This window comes from Rhodococcus sp. BP22, assembly GCF_014281965.1.
Taxonomy (GTDB): domain Bacteria; phylum Actinomycetota; class Actinomycetes; order Mycobacteriales; family Mycobacteriaceae; genus Rhodococcoides.
On sequence record NZ_JACFTB010000011.1, the window covers coordinates 1 to 25,415 of the forward strand.

31 protein-coding genes and 1 riboswitch are annotated in these 25,415 nt (G+C 61.4%); of the genes, 13 read left to right on the forward strand and 18 right to left on the reverse strand.

From position 1 onward, the window contains the following. The coding region (locus H2510_RS20655; protein ID WP_222438958.1) for a hypothetical protein at positions 1-254 on the forward strand (254 nt) is incomplete at its 5' end. A gap of 34 nt (positions 255-288) precedes the next feature. Here H2510_RS20655 and H2510_RS19760 read toward each other — a convergent pair. Next, entirely contained in the window at positions 289-594 is a 306-nt protein-coding gene (locus H2510_RS19760; protein WP_186629998.1) for a GNAT family N-acetyltransferase, read from the reverse strand. A 133-nt stretch (positions 595-727) separates the two neighbouring features. Between H2510_RS19760 and H2510_RS19765 the strand changes: the two genes are divergently transcribed. Together H2510_RS19765 and H2510_RS19770 are read left to right on the forward strand one after the other, a co-directional pair. Continuing rightward, positions 728-1,501: a hypothetical protein gene (locus tag H2510_RS19765; protein ID WP_186629999.1), complete on the forward strand. Its 774-nt coding sequence runs from the start codon at positions 728-730 to the stop codon at positions 1,499-1,501. A gap of 239 nt (positions 1,502-1,740) precedes the next feature. Further along, positions 1,741-2,049, forward strand: a complete 309-nt coding sequence (locus H2510_RS19770; RefSeq protein ID WP_186630000.1) for a homoserine dehydrogenase — start codon at positions 1,741-1,743, stop codon at positions 2,047-2,049. Positions 2,050-2,056: 7 nt separating this feature from the next. Here H2510_RS19770 and H2510_RS19775 read toward each other — a convergent pair whose 3' ends face one another. Then, positions 2,057-2,422: an excisionase family DNA-binding protein gene (locus tag H2510_RS19775; protein WP_186630001.1), complete on the reverse strand. Its 366-nt coding sequence runs from the start codon at positions 2,420-2,422 to the stop codon at positions 2,057-2,059. Positions 2,423-2,479: 57 nt separating this feature from the next. Between H2510_RS19775 and H2510_RS19780 the strand changes: the two genes are divergently transcribed. Continuing rightward, positions 2,480-3,121 (forward strand): FMN-dependent NADH-azoreductase, encoded by a 642-nt coding sequence (locus H2510_RS19780; protein ID WP_186630002.1) that lies wholly within the window; start codon positions 2,480-2,482, stop codon positions 3,119-3,121. A gap of 2 nt (positions 3,122-3,123) precedes the next feature. Here H2510_RS19780 and H2510_RS19785 read toward each other — a convergent pair whose 3' ends face one another. The 4 genes from H2510_RS19785 to H2510_RS19800 all read right to left on the reverse strand — a co-directional run bounded on the left by H2510_RS19785 (position 3,124) and on the right by H2510_RS19800 (position 6,407). Further along, on the reverse strand, positions 3,124-3,849 hold the full coding sequence (locus H2510_RS19785; RefSeq protein ID WP_186630003.1) for an ABC transporter ATP-binding protein: 726 nt from the start codon (positions 3,847-3,849) through the stop codon (positions 3,124-3,126). Further along, positions 3,846-4,586 carry an ABC transporter permease gene (locus tag H2510_RS19790; protein WP_261393086.1) on the reverse strand — a complete coding sequence of 247 codons (741 nt, stop codon included), beginning with the start codon at positions 4,584-4,586 and terminating at the stop codon, positions 3,846-3,848. The genes H2510_RS19785 and H2510_RS19790 overlap by 4 nt, the downstream gene beginning before the upstream one ends. 70 nt (positions 4,587-4,656) lie before the next feature. Further along, entirely contained in the window at positions 4,657-5,670 is a 1,014-nt protein-coding gene (locus H2510_RS19795; protein WP_186630005.1) for an ABC transporter substrate-binding protein, read from the reverse strand. Then, positions 5,667-6,407, reverse strand: coding sequence for a TenA family protein (locus H2510_RS19800; RefSeq protein ID WP_186630006.1), 741 nt, complete (start codon positions 6,405-6,407; stop codon positions 5,667-5,669). Before H2510_RS19800 ends, H2510_RS19795 begins: the two co-directional genes overlap by 4 nt. Then, a riboswitch (TPP riboswitch) is annotated at positions 6,401-6,500 on the reverse strand. It overlaps the preceding gene by 7 nt. Before the next feature lie 145 nt (positions 6,501-6,645). Here H2510_RS19800 and H2510_RS19805 point away from each other — a divergent pair. Further along, positions 6,646-7,053, forward strand: coding sequence for a hypothetical protein (locus H2510_RS19805; protein ID WP_186630058.1), 408 nt, complete (start codon positions 6,646-6,648; stop codon positions 7,051-7,053). A 42-nt stretch (positions 7,054-7,095) separates the two neighbouring features. Here H2510_RS19805 and H2510_RS19810 read toward each other — a convergent pair whose 3' ends face one another. Continuing rightward, complete coding sequence (locus H2510_RS19810; protein ID WP_186630007.1) at positions 7,096-7,749, reverse strand: hypothetical protein; 654 nt, start codon at positions 7,747-7,749, stop codon at positions 7,096-7,098. An 88-nt stretch (positions 7,750-7,837) separates the two neighbouring features. Here H2510_RS19810 and H2510_RS19815 point away from each other — a divergent pair, with 88 nt between their 5' ends. Both H2510_RS19815 and H2510_RS19820 read left to right on the forward strand, forming a co-directional pair. After that, complete coding sequence (locus tag H2510_RS19815) at positions 7,838-9,397, forward strand: carboxylesterase/lipase family protein (protein WP_186630008.1); 1,560 nt, start codon at positions 7,838-7,840, stop codon at positions 9,395-9,397. 43 nt (positions 9,398-9,440) lie between these two features. Continuing rightward, positions 9,441-10,958 (forward strand): ATP-dependent DNA ligase, encoded by a 1,518-nt coding sequence (locus H2510_RS19820; protein WP_186630009.1) that lies wholly within the window; start codon positions 9,441-9,443, stop codon positions 10,956-10,958. Positions 10,959-10,975: 17 nt separating this feature from the next. On the opposite strand, the gene H2510_RS19825 is transcribed toward H2510_RS19820, so the two are convergent. From H2510_RS19825 to H2510_RS19835, 3 genes are all read right to left on the reverse strand, one after another. Further along, the gene (locus tag H2510_RS19825; RefSeq protein WP_186630010.1) at positions 10,976-12,358 is read right to left on the reverse strand and encodes an FAD-binding oxidoreductase; all 1,383 of its coding nucleotides are present in this window, start codon (positions 12,356-12,358) and stop codon (positions 10,976-10,978) included. Between the two features lie 67 nt (positions 12,359-12,425). After that, the gene (locus H2510_RS19830; protein ID WP_186630011.1) at positions 12,426-12,938 is read right to left on the reverse strand and encodes a DUF3558 domain-containing protein; all 513 of its coding nucleotides are present in this window, start codon (positions 12,936-12,938) and stop codon (positions 12,426-12,428) included. A gap of 9 nt (positions 12,939-12,947) precedes the next feature. After that, positions 12,948-13,541 (reverse strand): DUF3558 domain-containing protein, encoded by a 594-nt coding sequence (locus H2510_RS19835; protein WP_315901453.1) that lies wholly within the window; start codon positions 13,539-13,541, stop codon positions 12,948-12,950. Between the two features lie 124 nt (positions 13,542-13,665). Between H2510_RS19835 and H2510_RS19840 the strand changes: the two genes are divergently transcribed. Continuing rightward, on the forward strand, positions 13,666-13,977 hold the full coding sequence (locus tag H2510_RS19840) for a hypothetical protein (RefSeq protein WP_186630012.1): 312 nt from the start codon (positions 13,666-13,668) through the stop codon (positions 13,975-13,977). Here H2510_RS19840 and H2510_RS19845 read toward each other — a convergent pair. Both H2510_RS19845 and H2510_RS19850 read right to left on the reverse strand, forming a co-directional pair. Then, positions 13,974-14,612 (reverse strand): Type 1 glutamine amidotransferase-like domain-containing protein, encoded by a 639-nt coding sequence (locus H2510_RS19845; protein WP_186630013.1) that lies wholly within the window; start codon positions 14,610-14,612, stop codon positions 13,974-13,976. The genes H2510_RS19840 and H2510_RS19845 overlap by 4 nt on opposite strands. Continuing rightward, entirely contained in the window at positions 14,609-15,049 is a 441-nt protein-coding gene (locus H2510_RS19850; protein ID WP_186630014.1) for an HIT family protein, read from the reverse strand. The genes H2510_RS19845 and H2510_RS19850 overlap by 4 nt, the downstream gene beginning before the upstream one ends. Before the next feature lie 335 nt (positions 15,050-15,384). On the opposite strand from H2510_RS19850, the gene H2510_RS19855 reads away from it, so the two are divergent. Genes H2510_RS19855 through H2510_RS19865 form a run of 3 tightly spaced genes read left to right on the forward strand, consistent with a single transcriptional unit; the run spans position 15,385 to position 18,220 of the window. Then, positions 15,385-16,461 (forward strand): Re/Si-specific NAD(P)(+) transhydrogenase subunit alpha, encoded by a 1,077-nt coding sequence (locus H2510_RS19855; RefSeq protein ID WP_186630015.1) that lies wholly within the window; start codon positions 15,385-15,387, stop codon positions 16,459-16,461. Further along, positions 16,461-16,799 (forward strand): NAD(P) transhydrogenase subunit alpha, encoded by a 339-nt coding sequence (locus tag H2510_RS19860; RefSeq protein ID WP_084346471.1) that lies wholly within the window; start codon positions 16,461-16,463, stop codon positions 16,797-16,799. The genes H2510_RS19855 and H2510_RS19860 overlap by 1 nt, the downstream gene beginning before the upstream one ends. Then, complete coding sequence (locus tag H2510_RS19865) at positions 16,799-18,220, forward strand: NAD(P)(+) transhydrogenase (Re/Si-specific) subunit beta (protein ID WP_088945496.1); 1,422 nt, start codon at positions 16,799-16,801, stop codon at positions 18,218-18,220. The genes H2510_RS19860 and H2510_RS19865 overlap by 1 nt, the downstream gene beginning before the upstream one ends. A 66-nt stretch (positions 18,221-18,286) precedes the next feature. Here H2510_RS19865 and H2510_RS19870 read toward each other — a convergent pair whose 3' ends face one another. Both H2510_RS19870 and H2510_RS19875 read right to left on the reverse strand, forming a co-directional pair. Next, positions 18,287-18,991, reverse strand: a complete 705-nt coding sequence (locus tag H2510_RS19870) for a hypothetical protein (protein ID WP_186630016.1) — start codon at positions 18,989-18,991, stop codon at positions 18,287-18,289. Between the two features lie 90 nt (positions 18,992-19,081). Next, on the reverse strand, positions 19,082-20,239 hold the full coding sequence (locus tag H2510_RS19875; protein WP_186630017.1) for an MFS transporter: 1,158 nt from the start codon (positions 20,237-20,239) through the stop codon (positions 19,082-19,084). A gap of 329 nt (positions 20,240-20,568) precedes the next feature. Between H2510_RS19875 and H2510_RS19880 the strand changes: the two genes are divergently transcribed. Then, a complete protein-coding gene (locus tag H2510_RS19880; protein ID WP_186630018.1) occupies positions 20,569-20,946 on the forward strand; it encodes a hypothetical protein in 378 nt (125 codons plus the stop codon). 70 nt (positions 20,947-21,016) lie between these two features. Continuing rightward, positions 21,017-22,042, forward strand: coding sequence for a phosphotransferase family protein (locus H2510_RS19885; RefSeq protein ID WP_186630019.1), 1,026 nt, complete (start codon positions 21,017-21,019; stop codon positions 22,040-22,042). On the opposite strand, the gene H2510_RS19890 is transcribed toward H2510_RS19885, so the two are convergent. The 4 genes from H2510_RS19890 to H2510_RS19905 form a co-directional block, all read right to left on the reverse strand. Further along, positions 22,039-22,503, reverse strand: a complete 465-nt coding sequence (locus H2510_RS19890; RefSeq protein ID WP_186630020.1) for a thioesterase family protein — start codon at positions 22,501-22,503, stop codon at positions 22,039-22,041. The two genes, H2510_RS19885 and H2510_RS19890, sit on opposite strands and share 4 nt — an antisense overlap. Positions 22,504-22,509: 6 nt before the next feature. Then, entirely contained in the window at positions 22,510-23,751 is a 1,242-nt protein-coding gene (locus H2510_RS19895; protein WP_186630021.1) for a benzoate/H(+) symporter BenE family transporter, read from the reverse strand. An 83-nt stretch (positions 23,752-23,834) separates the two neighbouring features. Further along, positions 23,835-24,647: a shikimate 5-dehydrogenase gene (locus H2510_RS19900; protein WP_186630022.1), complete on the reverse strand. Its 813-nt coding sequence runs from the start codon at positions 24,645-24,647 to the stop codon at positions 23,835-23,837. A 34-nt stretch (positions 24,648-24,681) separates the two neighbouring features. Then, on the reverse strand, positions 24,682-25,347 hold the full coding sequence (locus H2510_RS19905; protein WP_186630060.1) for an HNH endonuclease family protein: 666 nt from the start codon (positions 25,345-25,347) through the stop codon (positions 24,682-24,684). Between the last annotated feature and the right edge of the window lie 68 nt (positions 25,348-25,415).

Sequence of the window (25,415 nt, forward strand, 5' to 3'; positions counted from 1 at the left end):
TCAACCTTATGGTTGGGGGCTTCACTGCGTTCACCACTTTCGCGTTCAACGCCTCTGCGTTCACCGCCTCTTCGTTCATCACCTCTTTTTATTGCTGCCGCCGGCACTGCTTCGATGGCGCACCGAAGCTATCTGATCGTATGAATGGACCATTCAAGCGGTCGGTGGGGACACCATTGACGCGGTCGGTGGGGACACCATCGACACTGTTGCTGCCGCCGACACTGCTTCGATGGCGCACCGAAGCTATCTGATCGTACGAATGGACCATTGAAGCGATAAGTGGTCCTATTTCTTGCCGGGAGATTCGGACGACTGGAGTAGATCGTCGTAGCGACCTGCGCTCGACTCGATGAACTCCCGTACGAACCAGCATGCTGGGATTACGGAGAACCCTCCTGCGCGGCTGTCTTCGAGGACGTGTTCTGTCAATATCGCCGCGAGCCCGTTACCGCGATATTCGGGGAGTGTCACGGTGTGGTTGAACGTTCGTACGCCGTCTGCCTCTAGGTAGTCGGAGAATCCGGCGAGTGATTTCCCGAGATAAATCTCGAATCGATGCTGCTCTGGTAGGTGTTCGATGCGGTGTTCCATAGTGATCGATTGTGCACGGGTTCCTGTCGGGGTGGTTGGGCGACTAGGCTGAGGTGGACATACGAGTCGTGCGCGCCACCCGTCGTAGGCACTTCTCATCATCTGCACGGGTAGCAGACCAGAGGTGGCATAGGTGGAAGATGTATCGGAGCAGGGAATCAGGGCCTTCATCGGCGCTGTTGTATTGCGCGGCGGTCGGGCCGAACGGCTGACGACGTCGCGGCGTAATCCAGTTCAGGTTTGGGGTGTAGACGGTTCGAGCTGCGTCGTTCGGGTGCGGTCCAAGGCCGTAGGCGATTGGAAAGCTCGTCGTCAGGACGAGTCTCTGGCAAGTGACGACACCGGATCGTCTTACTGGGTGTTCGTCGATCTTGGTGCTTCCGAGCCGTCGTTTTTCATGGTGTCTTCCGAAGAGATGGCGGCTGATATTCGCGGCGAAGTCGACCTTTGGGTACAGGATTCGCCGCTTCGCACTCGAACTGGTCACCACGCTATTGCGGTGGGACGAGTCCAACACGGACATAACAAGTGGTCGCTGTTGGGTCTCCATGCCGCTGCCGATCCGAAGCTCGAAGAGGAAGCGCGCGCTGCTGCCGTTCACCGGGCCAAGCCGGCCGTGCGTCGTGGCCCGTCGAAGAAAGCAGTTGCGGCTGAGGAAGAGATCCCAGACCTGCGGGTCCGGGTCGTCGCCGATTTCGACGGTTACCGTCTCAGTGCCCGATTCGACCCGTCCAACAAGCGCCTCGAGATCATGCAGGGGCCGATGGAGGGTCGACGGTTCGACGATCCCACGCAAGCTGCCAGCGCCGTAGCCACACATATCAGCGGCGATATCGAGGTCAGGGATGGCTGGAAATTCTGGGAATTGGATACTCCAGAGCGGCTTCCGCTAGGGACTCTGCAGTAACGTACGCGAATCCGCTGATCTGGTTATTGTGATCGCTCACAACGATCTCAATAACCGGCATCGGGTCGTGTTTAGGTCGCTATCGTTGGGCGCAAGTCAGGTTTTAGCATTCGAATCTCGACACCCCCACTGATGCGATCTTTCTGATGGCGGAGTTTCGTCAGCACTGTCGTCGGTCCGGCCCGGCAATGTTTGTGGCGACAGTGGCGGGTTGTCGACCCGCAGGAGAGGTCAGCCCAGTGGAGCAGTCGTCCCTTCACGCATCACGTTTCGTGATTCTGGTAGCGCAGTTCGTCGACCATCGGATTACGGCCGACTACTTCTCTTCGCAATTCCGGAACCTGGAACGATCGGATGCCGAACACCTCGATCGGGATATAGCGACCGTTGTGGGCAAGCTGTCGGTGGACGTGGGGGCATATCGCGGAGACGTCAATCTTCTCGGTGTCGACTACATCGATGCAAACCAACTGTGGCGAGCATCAGGGGAAGCGTTTCGTGACCTCTTGACATTGCAGTCGGAGTTGCTCGGACGCCAAGCGGGCTGACACGACGCTAGGGTGTGAACTTCTCTCGATGTCGGATGAGGTCTTCCAGTCGAAAGCGTCGGTGGGTTCCGCGCATCTCGATGGTCAGTGACCCTGCGTCCGCGAGTTTGCGAACATATGTGTCGGATACTCCGAGAAGGTCTGCCGCCTGTGACGTGGTGAGCAACTCGCTGACCGGTCCGATGGTCACTGCGGTCCCTGACGCGAGTTGACGGAGTAGCTCCATCACGGCACGCCGACCGGACTCGTCGATATCGAGGTCGACTCCGTCCAATGCAAGGTGCGGAGTTCGTCCGTCCGCATCGGAGATCGACGAAGTAACTCGACGCGCGTCCGAAGACGAGAGCGCCGCTGCGATGTACCGGTGGTCCATGTCTGAACCCTACTGCGGCATATCCTGTTCGGTACCCCACGATCTCAGGAGTGCTTTATGCCGCAGTTGCTGCATCTCGATTCGTCCGCTGACTTGAATAATTCCGTTTCACGCGCGGTCACAGCACATTTTTCGGATGTGTGGCATGAGCAGAGTCCGGACCACTCGGTGATCCATCGCGATTTGCACCGAGATCCGTTGCCCCATCTCCCGACGTCGGCGATGCATTGGGCCCCACATCTGCGAACGCCGGACGAGGTCGTGGGGTCCGATGCCGAGGCACTACAGAAGACGTTGATCGATGAGGTGGTCTCGGCTGACGTCGTGGTGATCGGTGCTCCGATGTACAACTGGTCGGTTCCGTCGACGCTGAAGGCATGGATCGACTATGTCCACGTTCCCGGTGTCACCGTTCCGTTCGACGGCCCAACTCGTCCGCTCGAAGGCAAGCCGGTGGTAGTGGTGTCGAGTCGCGGCAACGAGTACGGGGCGGGGACGCCCGACTTCGGTACCGATCACGCCGTTCCGCTGTTACAACAGGTTCTCGGTGCCGCGCTCGGAATGGATCTGTTCGTTGTCGTCGTCGATCTGACGTTGGCGACCCGTGTTCCCGCGATGGCGCCCCTGGTTGCTCGGTCCAGAGACAGCTTGGACACCGCGTGGGTTACGGTCGCGGATCTGGCGGCACGGCTGGGCTGAGATCAGCAGCCGGGACTGCCGATCAATACCTCCATCAGTTCGGCTTCCAGCGCAGCGAAATGTGGTGTCGTGACGACGTCGAGCTTTCGTGGCCTCGGCAGCGATACCGTCACTTGCCGCCGTACATGTGCCGGCTTGTCGGATAGTACGATCACCCGATCCGAGAGATACACAGCTTCCCGTATGTCGTGGGTGATCATCAGCACGGTCCATCGGTAGTCGAGCCAGACGTCCTGCAGCCACGCTTGCATTCCGGTGCGGGTCAGTGAATCGAGGGCTCCGAACGGTTCGTCGAGCAGTAGCACCTCGCGTTCTTGAATCACCGTGCGCAGCATTGCTGCTCTCTGCCGCATGCCACCGGACAATTCGGAAGGCCTCGCCTTCTCGTATCCCTCGAGTCCAAAGGCGGGAAAGAGTTTCTGCGCCTGGATCCGCGCTTGCTTCTTGCTCATCCCGCGAACCTCGAGGCCGAGTGTCGTGTTGTCGAGCACGGTGCGCCACGGAAACAGCAGGTCCTTCTGTGGCATGTAAGCGCACGGGGGTGCCTCGACGATTCCGCTGTCGGGGGTGTCGAGACCAGCAATCATATTGAAGACTGTGCTCTTGCCCGAGCCGCTAGGACCGATGACGGAAACGAACTCTCCGGGTTCGACGTCGAAGCTGACTCCGTCGAGAATTGTCCGGTCGCCGTAGGACTTCGTGAGTCCGGACAGATGCACGGCCGTCATCGCGGCCGACTGTCCTGCGCCCATGGGGCGACGACGCGTTCGACGACGTAGGTCAGCAGGAAGAGCGTGACACTGATGACGGCGGTGACGAGCACCGCCGCCAGGACGAGGTCGGTGCGGAACGAGTTCTTCTGCTGGCTCATGTATATCCCGAGTCCGGCGCTGGCTCCTGCGTATTCGGCGAAGATGGCACCCACGACGGCGTACGTGATTCCGATACGAAGCGAGGTGAAGAAGCGCGGCATCGCAGAGGGCAGACGAATATATCGAAACTGCTGCCAGCGGGTTGCGCCCATGCTCGCCAGGAGTGCGCGCGCATCTCGATCGGCTGCCGCGAATCCTTCGATGAGGCCGATGGCCATGGGGAAGAACGTGGCGAGCGCGATCACGAGAATCTTGGGAAGTAGTCCGAACCCGAACCAGATGATCAGTAGCGGGGCAATAGCGATGATCGGAAGCGTCTGCGAGATCACGAACAGCGGCACCACTGCTCGTCGGAGCCATGGTGAGAAGTCGACTGCGACGGCAAGTATCCAGGCAACTACCAGGGATACTGCAAATCCGAAAACGGTGACTTGCAGAGTTGCCGCTGCGTTCTCGGCGATGGCGTCGCGCTGCGCCCAACCCTGAGCCACGATTCTCGACGGCGAGGGCAGTACCTGTGGTCGGATCCCGCTGAGCTGGACGTAGACCTGCCATCCGATAACGAGCACCACGACGATGGTGACCGACGGCATGGCCCAACGGATTGCAGCCCCGATTCGCGGTCTACGCTTCGCCGGCCGTTCGACAGCGCCGAACGCCGCGCTACCGAGCGCCGAGGTAGTCATCGGTGAAGTAGGTGGACCAGTCGGGCTCGGTGTCGACGGCGTTGCCGCCTTGATCGACCAGGACACCGTTCTCGTACAGGAATTTCGAATATTCGGTCCATTTGTCGAGGTTCTGTCGCCCGACTACTCCCGACTCGTCCAGCATGTAGCGGTCGGCGAGCATCTGCTGGCTTTCGAAGACCAATTGCTCGTCCGTGAAGGCTCCTGGATTCGCATCGATGATGTCCTGCGCGGCGCGGACCGGATCGTCTGCCGCGAGTTGGTAGCCGCGTTGAAGCGCCTGGACGAACTTCTTTGACTCGTCGGGATGGCTTGCCAGCCAGTTCTCGTTACCGTTGACCGTGAGGGCATACGCGTCGGGGAAGCCGTAGTCGGTGTAGTCGAAGTACTTCATCGGTGTACCGCTGTGCTCGGCCTCGATACCCTCCCACGCCAGGTAGGACACGGTGAAGTCCGCTGTGCCCGAATACACGGCCTCGTAGGCCGATGTTCCGAGCACGACGGTGTCGTACTCACCTTTGCCGCCGTCGTTTTGAATGACTTGGCGCAGTCCGGCCTTCTCGCCGGTATCACCGAAGCCTGCGTAGACTTTGCCGTCCAAGGCTTTCGGGCTCGGTATGTCTTCGCGGTCGGCTTTCACGCCGATTCCGGTGGCCCAGTGTTGCAGCGGGGCCAGTACCGAAATGATTTGAGCTCCGGCAGTTTTCGCGAATGTAGTCGAGCTCTGCGTGCTGATGCCGAACTCGGCGTTTCCCGCGTCGACCAGAGTGTCCGGGGAGGTGCTGTTGTACGGCAGAATTTCGACGTCGAGTCCGGCGTCGGCGAAGTACCCCTCCTGTAAAGCGACGTACAGCCCGGTGTGGTTGGTGTTCGGTGTCCAATCGAGTGCGAAACGGATGGTGTCGGAGTCAGTGGATTGTGCACACGAAGTCAGCGATGTGACGGTGGCGACGGCTACCGCGAGGGCACCTATTCTTCGGGAAAGTGTCACGGTGTTACCTCGGAAGCAGCAAGCTCGGAAGAGGAAGTTGGCCACGGTGTGGGGTGAAGTGCGCTGTCCCAGAACATCGATTCGTACCGCGTCGCGATCACGAATGCGTCGATCATGGCGCTTCGTTGAGTATCGGTAGCGAGCCGAGCGGCGTCGTCCACCAGGAGACGTGCACAGTCGACGACATCACGGAACTCATCGGAGTCGTATGTTGAAACCCATTGTGCGTAGGGATGATTCGGATCATGGTGGAGAACCCGTTTGGCCGATGCCGAAAGGCGAACGGCCACGTCGGCATAGATCCAGAAGCATGGCAGGATCGCCGCCGCAGCAACGGGATAGGGCTCGGTGGCAGCGGTTGCTACCAAGAACGAGACGTACCCGAGGCAGGTGGGTGAATGCGTTGCCCGCGCGCTCGTCGTGGGGAGCGCGTCACCGGAGAGCAGCGACTCGTGGAGCGTCGCCTCCTCGACTGCGCTCGCCGCGGAGGTGGCCCAAAAGGCGGCAGTAGCAGGGTCCGGCGCTTTCGATGCCAGAATGGCCAGCGCCTTCGCGTATCCCGCCAGATACAGGCGATCCTGTTCGAGATATGTCCGGAACGCGTCGAGCGGCAGGGTGCCCTCGCCCAGCAGCGTCAGAAATTCGAGTTGGTCGATCGAGTGACGCAACGAAGTCGTTGCGGTCCACATCAGATCCGTGTGGCGGACAGAGTCCATCGAGTTTACAGGCGCAGTCATCGCCTTGACATCCCTTCGTCAGCATTACCTGCATCAGGTTCGACGGGTGTGATCTCAGCATCCGTATGTACGGACGCACCCCGTGTCAGAACATCGCCGACCCTAGCACCCTTGGTCGGCGATGCAGTGTGAGCGGGACGTAGACCTCTCCGCGAGCAACCCTGTCGACTACGACCGAACGGCGAGGTGGTGGTCCGATCCTGTAATCGTGAGCACATCGGGCGCTTACGATGGCGGCATGAATGCACCGAGGAGATGGACTAAGTCAGCAGCGGTCTTGGGTTTCACGGCCGCGGCGTTACTCGCAGGAAGCGGAATTGCGACTGCCGACGAGTGGCCGCCGATACCGAATTACCCGAGCCCGAGCGTTCCGTTCGAGACAAAGGGATTCCTGACTCCGACCGATCCGGCCTATTGGAATCCCTTACTCGCCGAAAATCGGCTGACGTCGCCGTACGGAACGAGCACCAGGATCGTCTGCACCGCCTTCCATGGAGTGCTCACCGGATGCTGGCAGGCCGATGCGCAAGGTTACCCACACAAGTTGGTTGCACTGCCGTTCGACTTCCCGAACGTCACCGGGTCCTCGATGCCTGGTGGTGGCGCGCAACATTTCGTCTACCCAGGATTCATACCCGGTATCTGATGTGAGGTCGCGCGCTGGCGAAACGCTCTTTCGAAATTGCGTCTACTTCAGCTCGAATGCCTTGTCCGACACCGTGAAGCCATGGCCGACCTGATCCAGGCAGGTGACCCCGGACGACTCCTCGACTCGGCATTCGAGCCCATTGGAACGTCCACTTCCGGGTACGGCGAGTGTGAGCCCGTACGGCAGTTCCTTCGCAGGCCCGTCGAACCGATGAAAGCGCGGATCGCCCGAGCTGAGAAACCTGGCAGGGGATCCGGCAGTGATCTCGACGGTGTTGGGAGCCACCGAGGACTCCGGAGCACCACTTCCCGCCACCCGCGGGGCCGAGCGAGGGAACTCGCCGTGACACCCAGCGACCGAGGTCTCGGTGACGACGATCGCGCATTCGAACTTGCCACTCGGGCTGGTGAAGTAGAAGAACCCGGCAGTGCTCTTGTACTGGGACGGGTCGGCGGTCGGCGGGGGACTGATCGTCGTCGATTTGTCGGGGGTCGTCGACTCGGTTGTTGTCGGGGCAGCCGAGGTCGTCGGTGAGGGCCGAGTTGCGGGCGTCGTGCGGACCACCGACGGTGGGTCGGTGTCGACCGTGGCAAGCGGCGCCGTCGCGCTGCCGTCGACATCGGACCCGCATCCGGCAAGAACCAGGAAGGACGCGGCAGCAACGGCTGCGCCGTATGCGCGTAGTCGGTTCATCTTGCCAGCTTAAAGCGGACGGATCGATCTCAGGAATTGGTACCTTGACCAGGATCGGATGGGTCTACGTCGGATACGGAGGAATGCCATGACCGAAGTCGAGCAAGCCGGCATTTGGACATGTCAGGTACACACTCCGGACGGCGATGTGATCGGGTACCGCGACGGCACACACTTCGTGTGGAAGGGAATCCCATACGCGGCGGCGACCGACGGTGAACATCGCTTCAGGTCGCCCCGGCCCGTGGAACCGTGGGCAGGAGCCCGGGATTGTCGAAGTTTCGGTGATGTCGCACCCCAGGGCAAAGATAATCCGGTGCCGATCGACCCGGCGATCCCGATGTCGGAGGACTGTCTGTCGGTGAATGTCTGGGCCCCCGAGCCCGACGGTCGACCTCGGCCGGTGATGGTGTGGATTCACGGCGGTGCCTACTCGCTCGGGTCCTCTGCACAGAGCGTCTACGACGGCAGGAGGCTGGCCGAACTCGGTGACCTGGTGCTCGTCACCGTCAACTATCGCGTCGGTGCTTTCGGATTCCTCGACTTGTCGTCGTTCTCCACAGCGGAGACGGTCTTCGAGACGAATATCGGCTTGCGTGATCAGATCGCGGCACTCGAATGGGTGCAGCGTTGCGTGGAATCGTTCGGTGGTGATCCGTCGAACGTGACCGTGTTCGGCGAGTCCTCGGGTGGCGCGTCGGTCACGACACTGATGACCTCGCCGAAGGCCGAGGGACTGTTTCACCGCGCTATCGTGCAAAGTGCGCCCGCGACGTCGGTGTACGGACCGGAACGCGCGGCGGCCGTGGCCGCGAGATTCCTCGAACTCGTCGATATCACTCCGGATCGAATCGGGGAGTTGAAAACCGTCGACTTCATGCGTCTCGTCGAGGCGGGCGACACCCTGTGTTACGAGGTCCCGACGCGGGTGCCGGGCACGTTGGGGCTCGCGCCGGTTGTCGACGGAGATATCGTCCCGCGGTATCCCGTTGCAGCGTTCCAGAAGGGATACTCGCACCGCATCCCGTTGATCATCGGAACGAATCACGACGAGGCATCGATCTTCCGTTTGATGAAGTCACCGTTGATGCCGGTCACGTCGGACACCGTCACGGAGATGTTTCGTGCGATCGCGAACGATCACTCGGACCTGCCGGCGTTCCGGATCGCGGAAATCATGTCGGCCTATCCGGATCGATCGAAATCAGCTGGTGCACTTGCGATGTCGAGAGATGCCGGATTTCGAATGCCGACCATGTGGATCGCGGACGCGCACAGTAGATACGCGCCGGTCTGGATGTATCGATTCGATCATGCGACACCGATGCTGAAAGCTGCTCGTATAGGTGCGGGACACGCGACCGAGTTGCCTTATGTCTTCGGCAATTTCGGAACGTTGAACAGAGATCCGACATTCTGGCTCGGCGGCCGCAAGGCAGCGACGGCAGTATCGCTGCGTGTGATGAAGAGATGGGTCGCCTTTGCCCAGCACGGAGTCCCAGCCACCCTCGACGGTGCGAAGCATTGGGCGCCGTACGTCGAGCCGACCCGTTCCACACTTGTCATCGACGCCCAGGATTCTCTTGTCGAGGACCCGGATGCCGCTCTACGTGCGGCCTGGGGAGATCAGGTGCTCGGCTTCACCTGACTACGGTGGATTGAGGTGGGCTTCTTCTGGATACTCACCTCTGGTGCTGTTCATCCGAATCGTCGAGACTTCGTTGGCCGTGGGCGCCACTCGCTCCCGTAAAGCCAAGACCGACGCACTGAGGCTCTTGCTCACCGAGGTCGACCCATCGGAGATCGCCACCGTCGTGGCGTGGTTGTCCGGTGAATTGCCGCAGGGCCGAATCGGCGTGGGCTGGCGGACCTTGGCCGATATCGAAGGTGATCCGTCCGCCGCAGGCACACTCACTGTCGCCGAGGTCGATGCGAAGATCACGACGGTTGCCTCGACGTCCGGTCCGGGTTCGACCGCCCGACGTCGCGAGGTCCTGACGGATCTTCTTGCGCGGTCGACCAGTGACGAGCGAGTGTTTCTGGTTCGGTTGCTGACCGGCGAGTTGCGCCAGGGTGCACTCGAAGGTGTCATGACCGACGCAATCGCTGCAGCGGCAGGATTGAAAATCGACCCGGTCCGGCGTGCTTTCATGCTCTCCGGGAATCTATCGGCAACGGCGTCAGCTGCGCTCGCCGGAGGTGCGAGCGCGTTGGCGGCCTTCGAACTCGAGGTGGGTCGCCCAGTGCGTCCGATGTTGGCCTCGCCTGCGGAGTCCTCGGACGCGGCGTGGATCGAATTCGCCGGGAAGGTGAGTCTGGAGTACAAACTGGACGGTGCTCGCATCCAGGTCCACCGATCGGGTGAAGATGTGCATATCTACACCAGGACGCTGCGGGAGATCACGGACAGCGTGCCGGAGCTCGTCGAGTTGATCCGGGCGTTGCCGTGCACCAGCGTCGTACTCGATGGGGAAACCCTCGCACTCACCGACAGCGGGAGGCCGCGTCCTTTTCAGGAGACGATGAGTCGGTTCGGTGCCCAGAGTGCCCACGAGTTGCTTCTGCAGCCGTACTTTTTCGACTGCCTGCATCTCGACGGCGTGGATCTGTTGGATGAACCTCTCGAACGACGGCTGGCCGCGCTCGAGCAGGTTGCCCCCAGGCATCGGATTCCATCACTGGTACGCCCGGACGCCGACGCCGTGGCCGGGTACTTCGAGGAGGCGTTGGCAGCCGGACACGAGGGTGTGATGGTCAAGTCGTTGTCGGCGCCTTACGCCGCGGGCCGACGCGGCCGCACCTGGCAGAAGGTCAAGCCCGAGCACACGTTGGATCTGGTGGTGCTCGGTGCGGAATGGGGTTACGGCAGGCGGACGGGTCGGCTGTCCAATCTGCATCTCGGGGCGCGTGATCCAAGCGGTGGGGATCCCATCATGGTAGGCAAGACGTTCAAGGGGCTCACCGATGCGCTGCTGCAATGGCAGACCGAGGAGTTTCCGAAACACGAAAGTTCACGTGACGAGCACACCGTGTACGTGCATCCCGATCTTGTCGTCGAGATCGAACTCGACGGTGTGCAGAAGAGCAGCCGCTATGCAGGCGGAGTGGCGCTGCGATTCGCCCGGGTGCTTCGCTACAGACCCGACAAGACACTTGCGGAAGCCGACACGATCGATGCCGTTCGCGCGCTCCTTCTGCCGTCCACCTGAGCGAATACCGCGCTGTGTCAGAGGATTGCGCCGGGATTGAGAATGCCGCTGGGATCGAGGGCGGTCTTGATTCGCTGAGTGAGCTCCATGACGTCCGCTCCCACCTGGTCGGGTAGCCATGCCTTCTTCAGCCTGCCTACTCCGTGCTCGCCGGTGATGGTGCCGCCCAGGGTCAGTGCCAGGTCCATGATCGCTCCGAAAGCGATGTTGGCCCGACGTGTCATATCGACATCGGCAGGATCGAACACGATGAGCGGGTGAGTGTTTCCGTCTCCGGCGTGGGCAATGACAGCGACGAGTACGGCGTATTTTTCGGAGATTCGTTCGATACCCTCGACGAGATCGGGTAGCGCGGGGAGCGGAACACCGACATCCTCGAGGAGCAGACTACCGAGACGTTCGACAGCGGGAATCGCGAATCGCCGTGCAGCAGCGAAAGCCTCACCCTCGTCCGGATCGTCGGTGGTGAAGACTTCGGATGCACCAGCCTCGGTGCACGCGGCCGCCATGATCTCGATTTCATGCGCGCGGTCGTCACCGGGGGAGTCCGAACGGGCAATCAGCATCGCTGCGGCTCCGCGGTCCAGGCCCATGTTCATCGCGTCCTCGACTGCGCCGATCGACGCGCGATCCATGAACTCGAGCATCGACGGCCGTAGCGAGCGGGTGATCGCGAGGATAGCGGTGGTCGCGTCACGAACCGAGGAGAACGATGCAACGACGGTGCTGGCCGGCGGTTGGGCCGGAATGAGACGCACGGTGATCTCGGTGATGATGCCGAGAGTTCCCTCGCTGCCGATGAATAATTTGGTCAGTGACAGGCCTGCAACATCTTTCAGTCGCGGTCCACCGAGTCGTACCGCGGTGCCATCGGCGAGAACGACCTCGAGACCGAGCACATAATCGGCTGTCACTCCGTATTTGACGCAGCACAGACCGCCCGCGTTGGTGGCGGCATTCCCGCCGATCGAACACATCTCGAACGATGATGGATCCGGCGGGTACCAGAGCCCGTATTCGGCAGCAGCCTTCTTGACTTCGACGTTGAGTAGTCCGGGTTGGGTGACCGCGATGCGGGTGACCGGATCTACCGTGATGTCACGCATCAGTTCGGTGCTGAGCACGATTCCGCCGTCGACGGCCGTCGCGCCACCGGACAGCCCGGATCCAGCTCCGCGAGGAACCACCGAAATACGATGTGTGCTGGCCCATTTCATGACGTTCTGAACATCGACGGTGCAGGTGGCCCGGACTACCGCCAGCGGAGTTCCGGCATCCGGGTCCTTGGCCCAATCGCGGCGGTAGCCCTCCATCAGATCAGGATCGGTGAGCACCGCGCCGTCGGGTAACGACCGCTCCAACTCGAGCAGCCGCGGATCCAGTTCGATCGGTGCACTCATCGCTCATCCTCGTCTCGATCTCGGCTCTCGCTGTCGAGGGTATGGGTCGGATGGGGATCGCGAGTCGTTATTGATTGCGTTGCAGCGTCAGTTCGGCGAGCTTCGTCGCACCTACGCAGGGGTCGACGGCCCCGCCGCGATACTGCACCCACCAGGTAATGGTGCCGGTGTACGCGGCGGTGATCCCACACGATGCGCGATCACCCGGCCGGCGTGAGAGAAAAGCGTTCGTTCCGGCAACCGTGACGGGTTCGATTGCGTAGTTCAGCTGTTCTGCCAGTGCCCGCTCGCGACCGAGCGAATTGTTCTCGAACCAGGCGAATGTGACGTCGACCAAGCCTGCGGCCCCGGTGCCCGTCCACATGCAGACTGCGCCGTAGAAGTATTGGTCCACGACATCGGCTTGGACGGATTCGGCGATCTTGTCGTTCGGGACGGCCGTGCATTCCTGCAGCAGTTTGTCGAACTGTGAATCGCCGCCCAATCCGGCAGGAGTGGGGGTTCCTTCGATGGTGGTACTGCAGCCGGCAAGTAGCAATGTTGCTGTCACCGCGGCAATTCGCGTGCGAGTTCGGTTCATCGCTCGCACCTATTTCGCGTTCGCTACGGTTGCGCGGGCCAGGTCCTCGACAACCTCGCAGCTATCCCGAGGAGGTACTGCAAAGGCATAGTTCAGCGACCAATGCAGAAATCCGTCACCGGATTCGACTCCAGCTTCACATGAAGTGTCGGCACCCTTTGCGGTGAAACCAGAATGTCCGTCTACGTCGATGTCCGCGATCTCGCGACCGATCTGTGCGGCGACGGATCGTTCGCGGTCGATCGGGCTACCTCGATACCACGTGAACATGGCGTACGCGCCGGAATCGGACGCCTCCCACCTGCATCGGACACCATTTTTGGAGGAGGAGGCAATGCCGGGGACTCCGGTGATCGAACCCAACTGCTCGTCTGTCATCGAACCGCACTCTCCGACGAAGAGTTCCTCGGTGGCCGGTGTCGGGGCCGCCGTAGAACTGGTCGAATCGAGAGTGGATGCCGAGTTCTCCGCAGAACAACCGGTGGCAGCAAGGACCAGCACTGCGACACCGAACGGGATTCCGCGCTTCCACACGTGCAGAACCATACCGAGGCGGCAGATTCGACGCGGAGAGGACCTGGCCATTGGAGTCACATCTGTCACATCAGCCACTCTGTTACCTGATTGATGCAGCGACGACACGAAAACGGGTGGCTGTTGAGGCTAGCGTCCACCACTAGTGGTAGCTGCTCGGCGACTCGGCCGGGTACCAAGGAGGGTGAGAAACATGATGGATTCCACCAGCAAGTCCTGGACATTCATCGCCGCGATCTTCTCGTACGAATTCCAAGGCGGCGGAGTCGATTACGACACCATCGAGATGATCCATCGCGGCGACATTCAGGAGTGGATCGTTGCGCTCGAACTATCCGGACTCTTCGATCGAGCGGTCGTCGAACAAGTGGAGATCACGTGGAAGCGACAACCTCGGCTACTCCTGGACACTCTTCTCGTCGACGCGGACGAGATGACCCGCAAAAGATGCGATATGGCATGGGCGTCGCTCGACCGTCTCGCGCCCATCGCCCAGTCCGGTTAAAGAAGGATAGGTAGTTCGCCGTCGATCACGACGACCTGCTCGTCGGTCAGAGTCCGGTACGGGATGTTCTCTCGCTGATACTGCGAGACCATCTTCGGTCCGGAACCGTTGTCGTCGAGGATCGATCCGAAATGTGGAACTATCGCGAAATCGATCAGACCCAGCCCGTTCCACACAACTTCGGTGCCGGTGGCCGGTAAGACCTCGTCCGGATCGTCGGCCGCCTCGATTCCGCGCAAGGTGGTCGACACGACACACGCGCCTGCGCTGTAACCGCCGTAGGTGAGGGTCCCCTCGCGCACTCGACGTGCGATCGCGAAGTCCGCGCCGCTGCGTCTCAATTGCGCACGTAGGACAAAGGTGTTGCCACCGCGAACCCAGACGGTGCCGTAGCGATCGAGCTCCTTCGCCAGTTGCTCAGGGCGGTCGATGAACGAACGGAGGTCGAGTTCGTATGGATCGAATCCGAGCGCCCGCAGATCTCGTACTTCGGTGGTGACTGCCGACTGGCGGGCGGCGCTCGGCCATCCGTCGGCAGCTGAGGCGATGACAGCAACGCGTCCCGGCGTTCCCGTCAACGCGAGGAACTTCTCGACGTGATCACCGAATCGATACGACGCCAAAAACATTTTCATGGTCGACCCTCTCGGGACAAGCGAACGATGCCCTCCCTGATCGCGTCCGCGGTCTCCTCCGGTTTGCGCAACCGTCGAAAGACGAACCCTCCCGCGAAGCGCAATTTGTCACCCGTCCACCTGGGAACGACATGAAGATGGGTGTGGAAGACGGTCTGGAAAGCGGCCCGCCCATCGTTGACGACGAGATTGGCGCCGTCGGTATTCAGATCCGAACGTCGAAGTGCGCGTGAAAGTCGATGACCGGCTGCGAATAATGCCGCGCCGAGTGTTGGATCCAACGAGTCGAGATCAGCTGCGTGCAGTTTCGGGACAACCACGATGTGGCCCCTGGCGACAGGGCGAATATCCAGAAACGCCAATACGTCGTCGGTTTCGAACACGATCGTCGCCGGTAAGTCGCCTTCGACGATGCCGCAAAAAACGCACTCGATCATTGGGTCTACAGTAGGCGAGCCTCTACCTGTCGGGCACCTATGACGTCGATCACGTTGGGTGGCATACCCGCACGTCGCGATACATCGCGGTCGCTTCCGGGTGGAACTTACTGTGGCGTGGGTTACCTAAGATCTATCGACTCTGGCTATCATCAGAAACCTTGTGCCTTGTCGCATGGATTCGCCTCCTCGTCGCGCGGATGAAGTAACCATTCGACGAAACAGTAGGCGCCAATCAACTCACGAAAGTCGGAGATTTGGAAACATCGCAGAGCACTGAGAACAATCCGAGCACACCGGGCACCAGCGCTGAAGGAACGAGCACAGGTAAACCGGTGCGAGTGGGCGTAGTCCGCGAGTCCGGAGAGGGTGAGCGTCGCGTCGCGTTGGTTCCGAAAATCGTGGCGTCGCTGATCGGCAAAGGCGTCGAGGTGATCGTCGAGTCCGGTGCAGGCCTGGGCGCACTGATTCCGGACGAGCTGTACGTTTCGGCCGGCGCGACGATCGGGGACCCGTGGGGTGCCGATGTCGTCGTCAAGGTAGCACCGCCCACCGATGCCGAGGTCGCGAAGCTCTCTTCGGGTTCGACGTTGATCGGATTCCTGGCGCCGCGTAATGCGGAGAACAGTATCGGTGCGCTGAAGGCAGCGGGCGTGCAGGCGTTCGCCGTCGAGGCGATTCCCCGTATCTCTCGTGCGCAGGTCATGGACGCATTGTCTTCACAGGCGAATGTCGCGGGCTATAAGTCAGTGCTGCTAGCGGCGTCCGAGTCGACCCGATTCTTTCCGATGCTCACCACCGCGGCCGGCACGGTCAAGCCGGCAACAGTCCTGGTCCTCGGTGTCGGTGTCGCCGGATTGCAGGCTTTGGCGACAGCCAAACGTCTCGGCGGTCGTCCGACCGGGTACGACGTGCGCCCCGAGGTTGCCGATCAGGTCCGCTCGGTTGGTGCTCAATGGCTCGACCTCGGGATCGACGCAGCAGGCGAAGGCGGTTACGCCCGCGAACTGACCGAGGAGGAGCGTACTCAGCAGCAAGACGCCCTCGAAGAAGCAATCAAGGGTTTCGACGTCGTCATCACGACCGCGTTGGTGCCCGGACGTCCGGCGCCACGTCTGGTGACGGCCGCGGCCGTCGAGGGCATGAAGCCCGGCAGCGTCGTGGTCGACCTCGCCGGTGAGACCGGCGGAAACTGCGAGTTGACCGAGCCCGGTCAGACCGTCGTCAAGCACGCTGTCACCATCGCCTCGCCGTTGAACCTGCCTGCCACCATGCCCGAGCACGCAAGCGAGTTGTACTCGAAGAACATTTCGGCGTTGCTCGAACTCATGCTCGTCGACGGCAGCCTCGCTCCCGATTTTTCGGACGAGGTCCTCGCCGGTGCATGCGTGACACGTGAGAAGGAGAACTGATGTACACCCCGCTGTTGGCGAATATCGCGATCCTGGTGTTGTCCGGATTCGTGGGCTTCGCGGTGATCTCCAAGGTGCCCAACACCTTGCACACCCCGCTCATGTCCGGCACCAACGCTATCCACGGCATCGTTGTGCTCGGCGCACTGGTCGTGCTGGGCAAGGTCGAGGATCCCTCGATCGGTCTGCAGATCATCCTGTTCGTCGCCCTGGTGTTCGGAACTGTCAACGTGATCGGCGGATTCGTCGTCACCGATCGCATGCTCAGCATGTTCAAGTCCAAGCCTGTGCCCGCCGCAGTTGCCCCTGGATCCGTCGAGAAGGGTGCTGACTCCTGATGGACAATCTCGTCAACATTCTCTACATCGTTGCCTTCGGCATGTTCATCTACGGTCTGATGGGTCTGACCGGTCCGAAGACAGCTGTTCGCGGTAACCAGATCGCCGCGGTCGGCATGTTCATCGCAGTCGTCGCGACGCTGATCGCGATTCGGGATACCGAGAATTGGATCCTGATCATCGTCGGCCTCGTCGTCGGTGTCGCTCTGGGTATTCCGCCCGCACGCCGAGTGAAGATGACCGGTATGCCTCAGCTGGTGGCACTGTTCAACGGTGTCGGCGGCGGCACGGTCGCGTTGATCGCTTGGGCAGAGTTCCTCGACACGTCGGGGTTCTCGGACTTCAACCACGGCGAGTCGCCGACGGTGCACATAGTCATCGGTTCGCTGTTCGCAGCGATCATCGGTTCCATCTCGTTCTGGGGTTCGCTCATCGCGTTCCTCAAGCTCCAAGAAACACTGCCGGGCTCTCCGATCACGATCGGAAAGCTGCAGCAGCCGATGAACGCGCTTCTGCTCATCGGCGCCGTCGCCGCAGCGGTAGTTATCGGAATCAATGCCACCCCTGGTGAAGGTGTTTCCCAGTGGTGGATCGTTGCAGTCTTGGTGCTGGCGGGCATTCTCGGTCTGACGGTGGTGCTGCCGATCGGCGGCGCGGATATGCCAGTGGTCATCTCGCTGCTCAATGCGTTGACCGGTTTGTCGGCCGCGGCAGCAGGCTTGGCTCTGAACAACACGGCAATGATCGTGGCGGGCATGATCGTCGGCGCGTCGGGCACAATCCTGACGAACTTGATGGCCAAGGCCATGAACCGGTCGATCCCTGCAATCGTCGCCGGTGGGTTCGGTGGCGGCGACGCTGCTGCTGGACCAGCGGGGGCCGCTGGTGGCACCGCGAAGGCGACGTCGGCTGCCGATGCTGCTATTCAGATGGCATACGCAAACCAGGTCATCGTCGTTCCCGGTTACGGTCTCGCCGTGGCGCAGGCGCAGCATGCCGTCAAGGACATGGCCAAGTTGCTCGAAGCGAAGGGTGTCGAGGTCAAGTACGCGATTCACCCGGTCGCCGGCCGTATGCCGGGACACATGAACGTGTTGCTCGCCGAGGCCGACGTCGAGTACGACGCGATGAAGGAAATGGACGACATCAACGACGAGTTCTCTCGCACCGACGTCACCTTGGTGATCGGCGCGAACGATGTCACCAACCCAGCTGCTCGCAACGACCCGTCGTCTCCGATTTACGGGATGCCGATTCTGAACGTCGATCAGTCCAAGTCGGTTATCGTGCTCAAGCGTTCGATGTCCTCCGGATTCGCGGGCATCGAGAATCCGCTCTTCTTCGCCGAGGGCACCTCGATGCTCTTCGGCGATGCCAAGAAGTCGGTGTCCGACGTGACCGAGGAACTCAAGGCGCTGTAGCAGTTATGTAGCTGGAGCCCGAAAAACGACCGAGCCTCGAAGTAAGGCTCGGTCGTTTTTCTCGGTTCAGCGCAGCCGACGCTGTACTGCCATGGCTGCGGTGTCGAGCGGGTTGCACGCTTCCCTCTGGGCGGCCACGGGTGAGTACAGCATCACTGCGGACGCCGCAGCCCACCATCCGGCGACTATCAGCAGGGTTGTGGTGACGCCGACGATCGTCGCCGCTCCGCTGATGATTGCAGCGCTGCCGACAGCTAGCACTGCGACAGTTCCGAGGCCCCACACGATCGGTAGATGCCGGGTGGCGGCAACGAGGGTTGCAGCGCACATCAGTGCTGCGCACGCTGTCACGTAGCCGTTGGGGAGCGCGGAGGCAGGAACCCAGCCTGCCGCCCATGTCCGAACGGCAGCAGTGGTCAGCGAAGCACCGATCGTCAGTGTGATCACTGCGCCGATTCCGTAGTGAAGTTTGCGAATCAGTGCGACGACCGTCAGCGCAGCGACGGCAATCAGCACGGGTGTGATGCCGAAGGACTGGAGCACTTTCTCCGACGGGCCGACAAGTTCGGTCACGACTACGCGTGAGTGCGGGTAGGTGAATCCGAGTGTCGGTAATACGACCAGGGTGGTCAGCAACATCAGAGCTGCTGCTCCCGCCGCGATTGCTCGCGCAGTCGTGCCACGTCGGCGAAAGACTGCGTCCAGTTCCTCTTCGTTCGATTCCGCGTCGTTCAGTTCGACAAAGTCCATGCTGTCGGTGTTCGTGGTCATAGGCCCAGAGCCGCTTGGTCTGCACGATTCATGGCCACGACAATGCATCATGACCCTGAGCGCTCGATGTGAATTGGCCGTGAACGCCGTTCAGGTGCTCTTTATCCCGACGTGAGGCGAACGAACGGTTCCGGCGGTTGCGGCCGCCAGCAAGGTAAGGGTCAAGGGAACTGCCATCGCGGCCGTGAGCGGAACGACGTGCGACAACCAGCCGATGACGGCAGGACCGGCGAGGAACCCCACATAACCCATGCCGACGACGCGCGACATATTGGTCGCCGGCGCGCCTGACCCGAGGTTGCCTGCGCTGGTGAATATCTGAGGGATGCTCCCGGACAATCCGAGACCGAAGGCCGCCCAGCCTGCCAACGTGAGCGGTAGCGACTCGGACACGAGCACAAGGAGCACTCCCGCTGCGGCCACTAGGCTGCCGTAGCGAACGACGGCGACCGGGCCGAATTGCGCGCTGATGCGGTCGGCGCAGAAGCGGCCGACGGTCATCGCCGATGCGAAGAACCCGAACGCGAGCGCCGCGATCCCGTCCGAGGTGTCGAGATGTTCCTTCACCTGCAACGTGCTCCAGTCGTTTGCGACGCCCTCGGACAGAAACAGCGCGAACGCCAGTGCACCCAGGCCGAGTACTCGCGGAGAGAACCAGCCGAGCGGGGTCGCGTCGGGGTGATTCGGTGATGTCGAGGTGTGCGTCGCGCGCAGCAGAAAAGAACTGCACGACGCGATGGCGATCAGCCCAAGTAGCGCAGCGCAGCCCATCGACACCTCGATCGGAAGTTCGGCTTCCAGTGTCGCAGCACCAATCAGTGATCCGAGTACACCGCCTACAGAGAACAAGGCGTGAAAGGCCGACATGATCGGTCTCGGATACTTGCGCTCGACCTCGACTGCTTGAGCGTTCATTGCTACGTCGAGAGCACCGTTGCACATTCCCAACACGAACAGTGACGCGCCGAGAGTGACGACGCCGGTCGACAGCGCCGGCCCCATCAATGCAACGGCCAACATCGAAGCCGAAAGCATAACGAGTCGGTTACTGCCGAAGCGGTCGGAGAGGGGTCCGGAAGCCTGCATTCCGAGGATCGCGCCGACCGCAAGAAGCAGCAGCAACGATCCCAGCGTGGCGTGCGAGGTGTCGGTGCGGCGTTCGACAATCGGAATGTGCACGACCCAGACGGCAAAGAGGAAGCCGTTGACGGCGAATATCGTGAAAATTGCGACGCGTGCACGTCTCATGCGCGGAGATACGCCAACGGGAACATCGACCACGAAGCCCAACGTTACCTGGCGATTGTCGGTTCAGTCGGGCCCTGGTGCGCGGCAGACAGGGTTCGGAACACGTATTCGTTGCTGAGTTTGGTGCGGATTGGGCGGATGGTGTGACGCTGGTCACAACGCCTGATTTCGCCTGGCGGCGCCATGGGGCGAGAGCGTAGTTTCTTTCCATCGGCCATGAGCGGGTTTCGTTACAGATGGAGCGTAACGATCCTGAAACGGTCTCGACCAGGTCAATGTCTCTTGGGTCTCATCAGCATCACGAGGCGGAGCCGCTCGAAGGAGAAATCATGACGCTCGCAGACGTTCGCTATTCGGATGCTGTTTCTACGGCCAGCGGTGAGGCACAGACCCTTTCGCGAAGTCAGCTCGACATGATGCGTGCATTCTTCTGCTATGAATTCGAGGTTGCTCGACTCGATCGCACCTCGCTACCAGAGGCCACTCCCGAGGTTGTGGCCGAGTGGGTCGACGCCCTCGAGATGAGCGGGCTGTTCGCTCGAGCAGAACTGCGCACAATGGCAGATGCCTGGCTCCGTGAGCCCGAATCGCTTGTGTCTCTTCTGATCGGCGACGTCGACGAGATCGCTGCCCGCCGCGAGGTGGGTTCGACGGTAGAAAGCGTGACCTCCAGCGATGCCGATACAGATTTGATGCGCGCCAGCTGATCCCACCCCCGCTGTCGGGGTCTTGGCTACCATCCTCCCAACCGAGTAAGTGCTGGAGGGAAGGAAGCAAATGACCACAGCAGGTGTTGACGAACCCGCAGTCGCCGAGTGGATCGGAAGTCTGGGAATCGGTGCGGTGTCGCCGTTGAATTTCGAGCGCGTCGGCAACGGCCAATCCAACTTGACCTACTCGGTCAGTGATGCGGGCGGAAGTCGGTGGATCATGCGTCGGCCACCGCTCGGTCACCTGCTGGCGTCGGCGCACGACGTCGTGCGTGAGCATCGAATCATGTCCGCGTTGCAGAACACACCTGTTCCGGTACCCAAGATGCTGGCTGTATCGGATGATCCTCGGATATCGGAAGTACCTCTCGTACTGATGAGCTTCGTGGACGGCGTGGTCCTTGACTCCGTGAACACGGCAGAGCGGTTACCACAGGATGTTCGTAGAGCAGTCGGCCTCAACATGGTCGGGGCCTTGGCCTCCATCCATCGCGTGGATCTCGAGAGCGTCGGCCTTCTCGACCTTGCAAGCCACGGCTCGTACGCGGCCCGTCAACTCAAGCGCTGGACAAAGCAATGGGAGCAGTCCAAGTCTCGTGAGGTGCCCGCAATCGATTCCCTCGCCGAGCGATTGGCCGCAAATATTCCCGAGCAACACGAACTTTCGCTGGTACATGGCGATTTTCATCTCAACAACGTGATCGTGTCACCGACCAGGGGTTCGATCCTCGCCGTGGTCGACTGGGAGCTCAGTACGCTCGGTGATCCTCTCGCCGACCTCGGCGGGCTTCTGGCCTACTGGCCCGAGGCAGAAGACGCCGTCGAGGGGCCCTTCATGGCGTCCACTGCGGCAGGATTCCCGACGCGCGATGAATTGACCGCCGAATACGCGGCAAGGACGGGCCGTGACGTCACTTCGGCAGGATTTTGGCAGGTGCTGGCGCTGTGGAAGCTTTCGATCATCGCCGAGGGCGTCATGCGTCGGGCCGAGGCCGATGTCCGTAACCGCGCCGACGCCGGATCGCCCACGACTTCGTTGATCGACGACATCGTCGGGCGGGCCGTGTCCACCGCGGACGCTATCGGTATCTAGCTCGGTATCACCAGAGTGCGTGCTGCTGCTTCGATTTCGGTGGGAATCGGCACAGGTCGACGGGTCTGGGCGTCGACGTAGACGTGTACGAAGCGGCTGGTTGCAGCAAGCTGCAACTCGTCGCCTACGGCGTCACGAAAGAGGGCGAGCTTGTAGACGATGCTGCGTGTTCCGAGTTTTTCGACCGACAGTCCGACCTGGAGTCGATCGGGGAACGACAGTTCGCGGTGGTAGTTGCATGAAGTTTCTGCGACGACGCCGATCGCGGACAGTAGCCGAATGTCCAGGCCGGTCGTGGCCATCAGCCACCCATTCACCGCAGTGTCGAAATACGAGTAGTACGTGACGTTGTTGACGTGGCCATAATGGTCGTTGTCGTCCCACCGCGTACCGATGGGCCACAGAGCGGGGTATTCAGATGCCGGGTTGTGCTCGGCGCGCTGATCGGCGGAGGCAGTCATGCATGCTTACTCTATCGGCTTCCGCGCTAGAACCCAGCGCAGGATCAAGCCGACAACGAGAGCCCAGAATGCCGATCCGATACCGAAGATCACCACGCCCGAAGCGGCGATGAGGAAGGTGAGGATTGCAGCCTCACGGCCGGTCTCCGCTTTCAGAGCGCCGGCGAGCGATGCGCCGAGTGTTCCGAAAAGCGCAAGACCGGCAACCGTTTCGACGACGCCGGGCGGAGCAATCGCGACGAGGGTAGCCACGGCTGCCGAGCACAGTGCGAGTAAAAGGTAGAACCACCCTGCCGAAGAAGCTGCGATCCAGCGCCGTTTCGTGTCCGGATGGGCACTGGGTCCAGCTGCCAGCGCAGCGCTGATGGCGGCCAAGTTGATTGCGTGACCGCCGAATGGGGCACCGAGGGCGGTGCCGATTCCGGTGATACTCAAGACTGGTCGCCACGGGACTTGATAGCCGAACGAGGCCATCACGGCCACTCCCGGGATATTCTGCGACGCCATGGTCACGATGTACAACGGGAGCGCTATTCCGATGATTGCCTGCCATGTCCAGTGCGGCATCGTCGGATCGATTCGTGGAATCAGATCGAGTGCGCGGGGAATTCGATCCTGACTCGACACATCGATGGCGATGACGATCGCAGCCGCGCCGAAGGCGGCAGGAACCGCCCAACGCTGGGAGAATCGTTGCAGGACAAGCCATACCAGAATTACTGGAGCGATCGCCGCCGGGGTAGCAGCAAATGCTGTGACCGGTTGCAGGCACAACGGCAGCAGTACCCCGGCGAGCATCGCCTGGGCGAGTGATGTCGGAATCGCTTGGATCAACTTCCCCAGTCGGGGCCACAGCCCCGTTGCGACGATCAGGACACCCACCACGACGAAGGCTCCGACGGCTGCAGGCCAGCCGCCGACGACAGTTCCGGTGCCCGCCAGCAGCGCTGCGCCAGGAGTCGACCAGGCGAGCGTGATGGGCGCTCGATAGCGGCGCGAGAGATACACCATGCCGACACCTTGTGTGATCATGACGGCGAGGAGTCCTGAGGCTGCTTCGGTCGGCGTTGCTCCGACGGCCCGCAGTCCGGTGAGGACGACGGCGAACGAACTGGTGAATCCTACGAGCGCGGCGACGATGCCTGCGAGGATCGGCTGCACGCGACCCGCATCGGGCTCAGTAGTGGTGTCTGGGTGATCGGGCACGAATGTAGATGATGCCCTGTGAAATGCGATGTCGACCGACATTCGTCGATATGTTCGACCAGTTCGTACCGGCGCACCCCAACGCTGCTGGAGAGGCCGCAATGGCCGCGGAAGTGGAGAAAGCGTTAGCGTCGTGAGAACTCGGATGCACGGGCGATGAGATCGCTGGTAGGCCGAACACCGGTGTAGAGGAAGAATTGCTCTGCCGCCTGCAGTGCGATGACCTGTGCGCCCGTTACTACCGGCTTGCCTGCGGCACGCGCTGCGGCAATGAACGGCGTCTCCGACGGCATCGCCACGACATCGAATACTGCTTGCGCCGAATGGATTTGGTCGTCGGTGAACGGTGACGCGTCGGCATCGGATCCACCTTCCATGCCGATGGGAGTGACGTTCACCAGAAGTTCTGCAGCCACGGGCTCCGGCGCCCAGTCGTAACCGTATGCCTCTGCGAGCGCATTTCCGGTCTTGGAGTTGCGCGCGACGACGGTTCCCTTGGTGAAACCGGAATCGCGAAGTGCCGCGACGACAGCTTTCGCCATCCCACCGCTGCCGGTGACTGCGACCGTGAACTGGGATGAAAAGCCCGAAGCAACAAGGAGATCCGCGACGGCCTGGTAGTCGGTGTTGTAAGCGTGCAGGATGCCGTCTTCGTTGACGATGGTGTTCACCGACTCGATGGCGCGCGCCGAATCGTGCACCACGTCGACCAGCTCTATGACAGCTTCCTTGAACGGCATGGAGACGGCGCAACCACGGATACCGAGCGCACGGACACCCCCGATTGCCGCGGGCAGGTCGGTGGTGGTGAAGGCCTTGTACAGGTAGTCCAGGTCCAACTCGTCGTAGAGGTAGTTGTGGAATCTGGTGCCGATGTTGCTGGGACGCCCGGACAGTGAGATGCAGAGTGTGGTGTCCTTGGTCAACGAGCGAGTCATGATCCCAAGTCTATTCCGGCCGGCCGAAGCGGTATCAGCAGTTCTCGGCGACCGCGGCCAGGGCGCGCTGATCCGCCTGTGTGATGGGTAGCCCGTATTGCGCCGCCACGGAGAGATATTTCCCTGCGTAGAAGCAGTGATATGCCTTGTTCGGGGGCAGCCAGTGTGAAGGTGTGTCGTCACTCTTCGATTGGTTGTCGTGTCCGTTGACAGCGAGAAGGTTGAAATCGAGGTCGTTGGCGAATCGCACTCGCTTGTCCGGGAGCCACCCGTTGGCGCCCATGTCCCAGGCTGCGGACAACGGATACACGTGATCGATCTGAACCGCGCTGGCGTCCGATTTGCTGAACTTCACGACCTCACCCGAGTAGGGGTCGGCAAGAGAGCCTTCGAGGACCACACAGTTATGGGTGCCTTCCCGGAACACCAACGCGCTCATGCTCAGAGCCAGGACGTTGTTGCGGGTGTCGCAACCGTCGTGACCGCCGGGTCCGTCGTAGTCGTCGGTCCATGCCGGACCGAAGACACACCCTTCACTCTTTTTGCACCCGCGCTCGTAACCGAGGGCATCCGGCCTCGCGGCAACGACCTGCACCTGAGCGAGAAGTTCTTCGATCTGTACGCGTGTGGGGCTACCCGGAGCAGGAGGAGGAGGTGCGAAACCGGGTATCCCGCTATCGCAGGAACCGAATGCCGCCATCGCAAAAGTGGCCGCTACCAACAGCAGCGCGATACGCAGCTTCTTCACACACACCCAATCCTCGAACC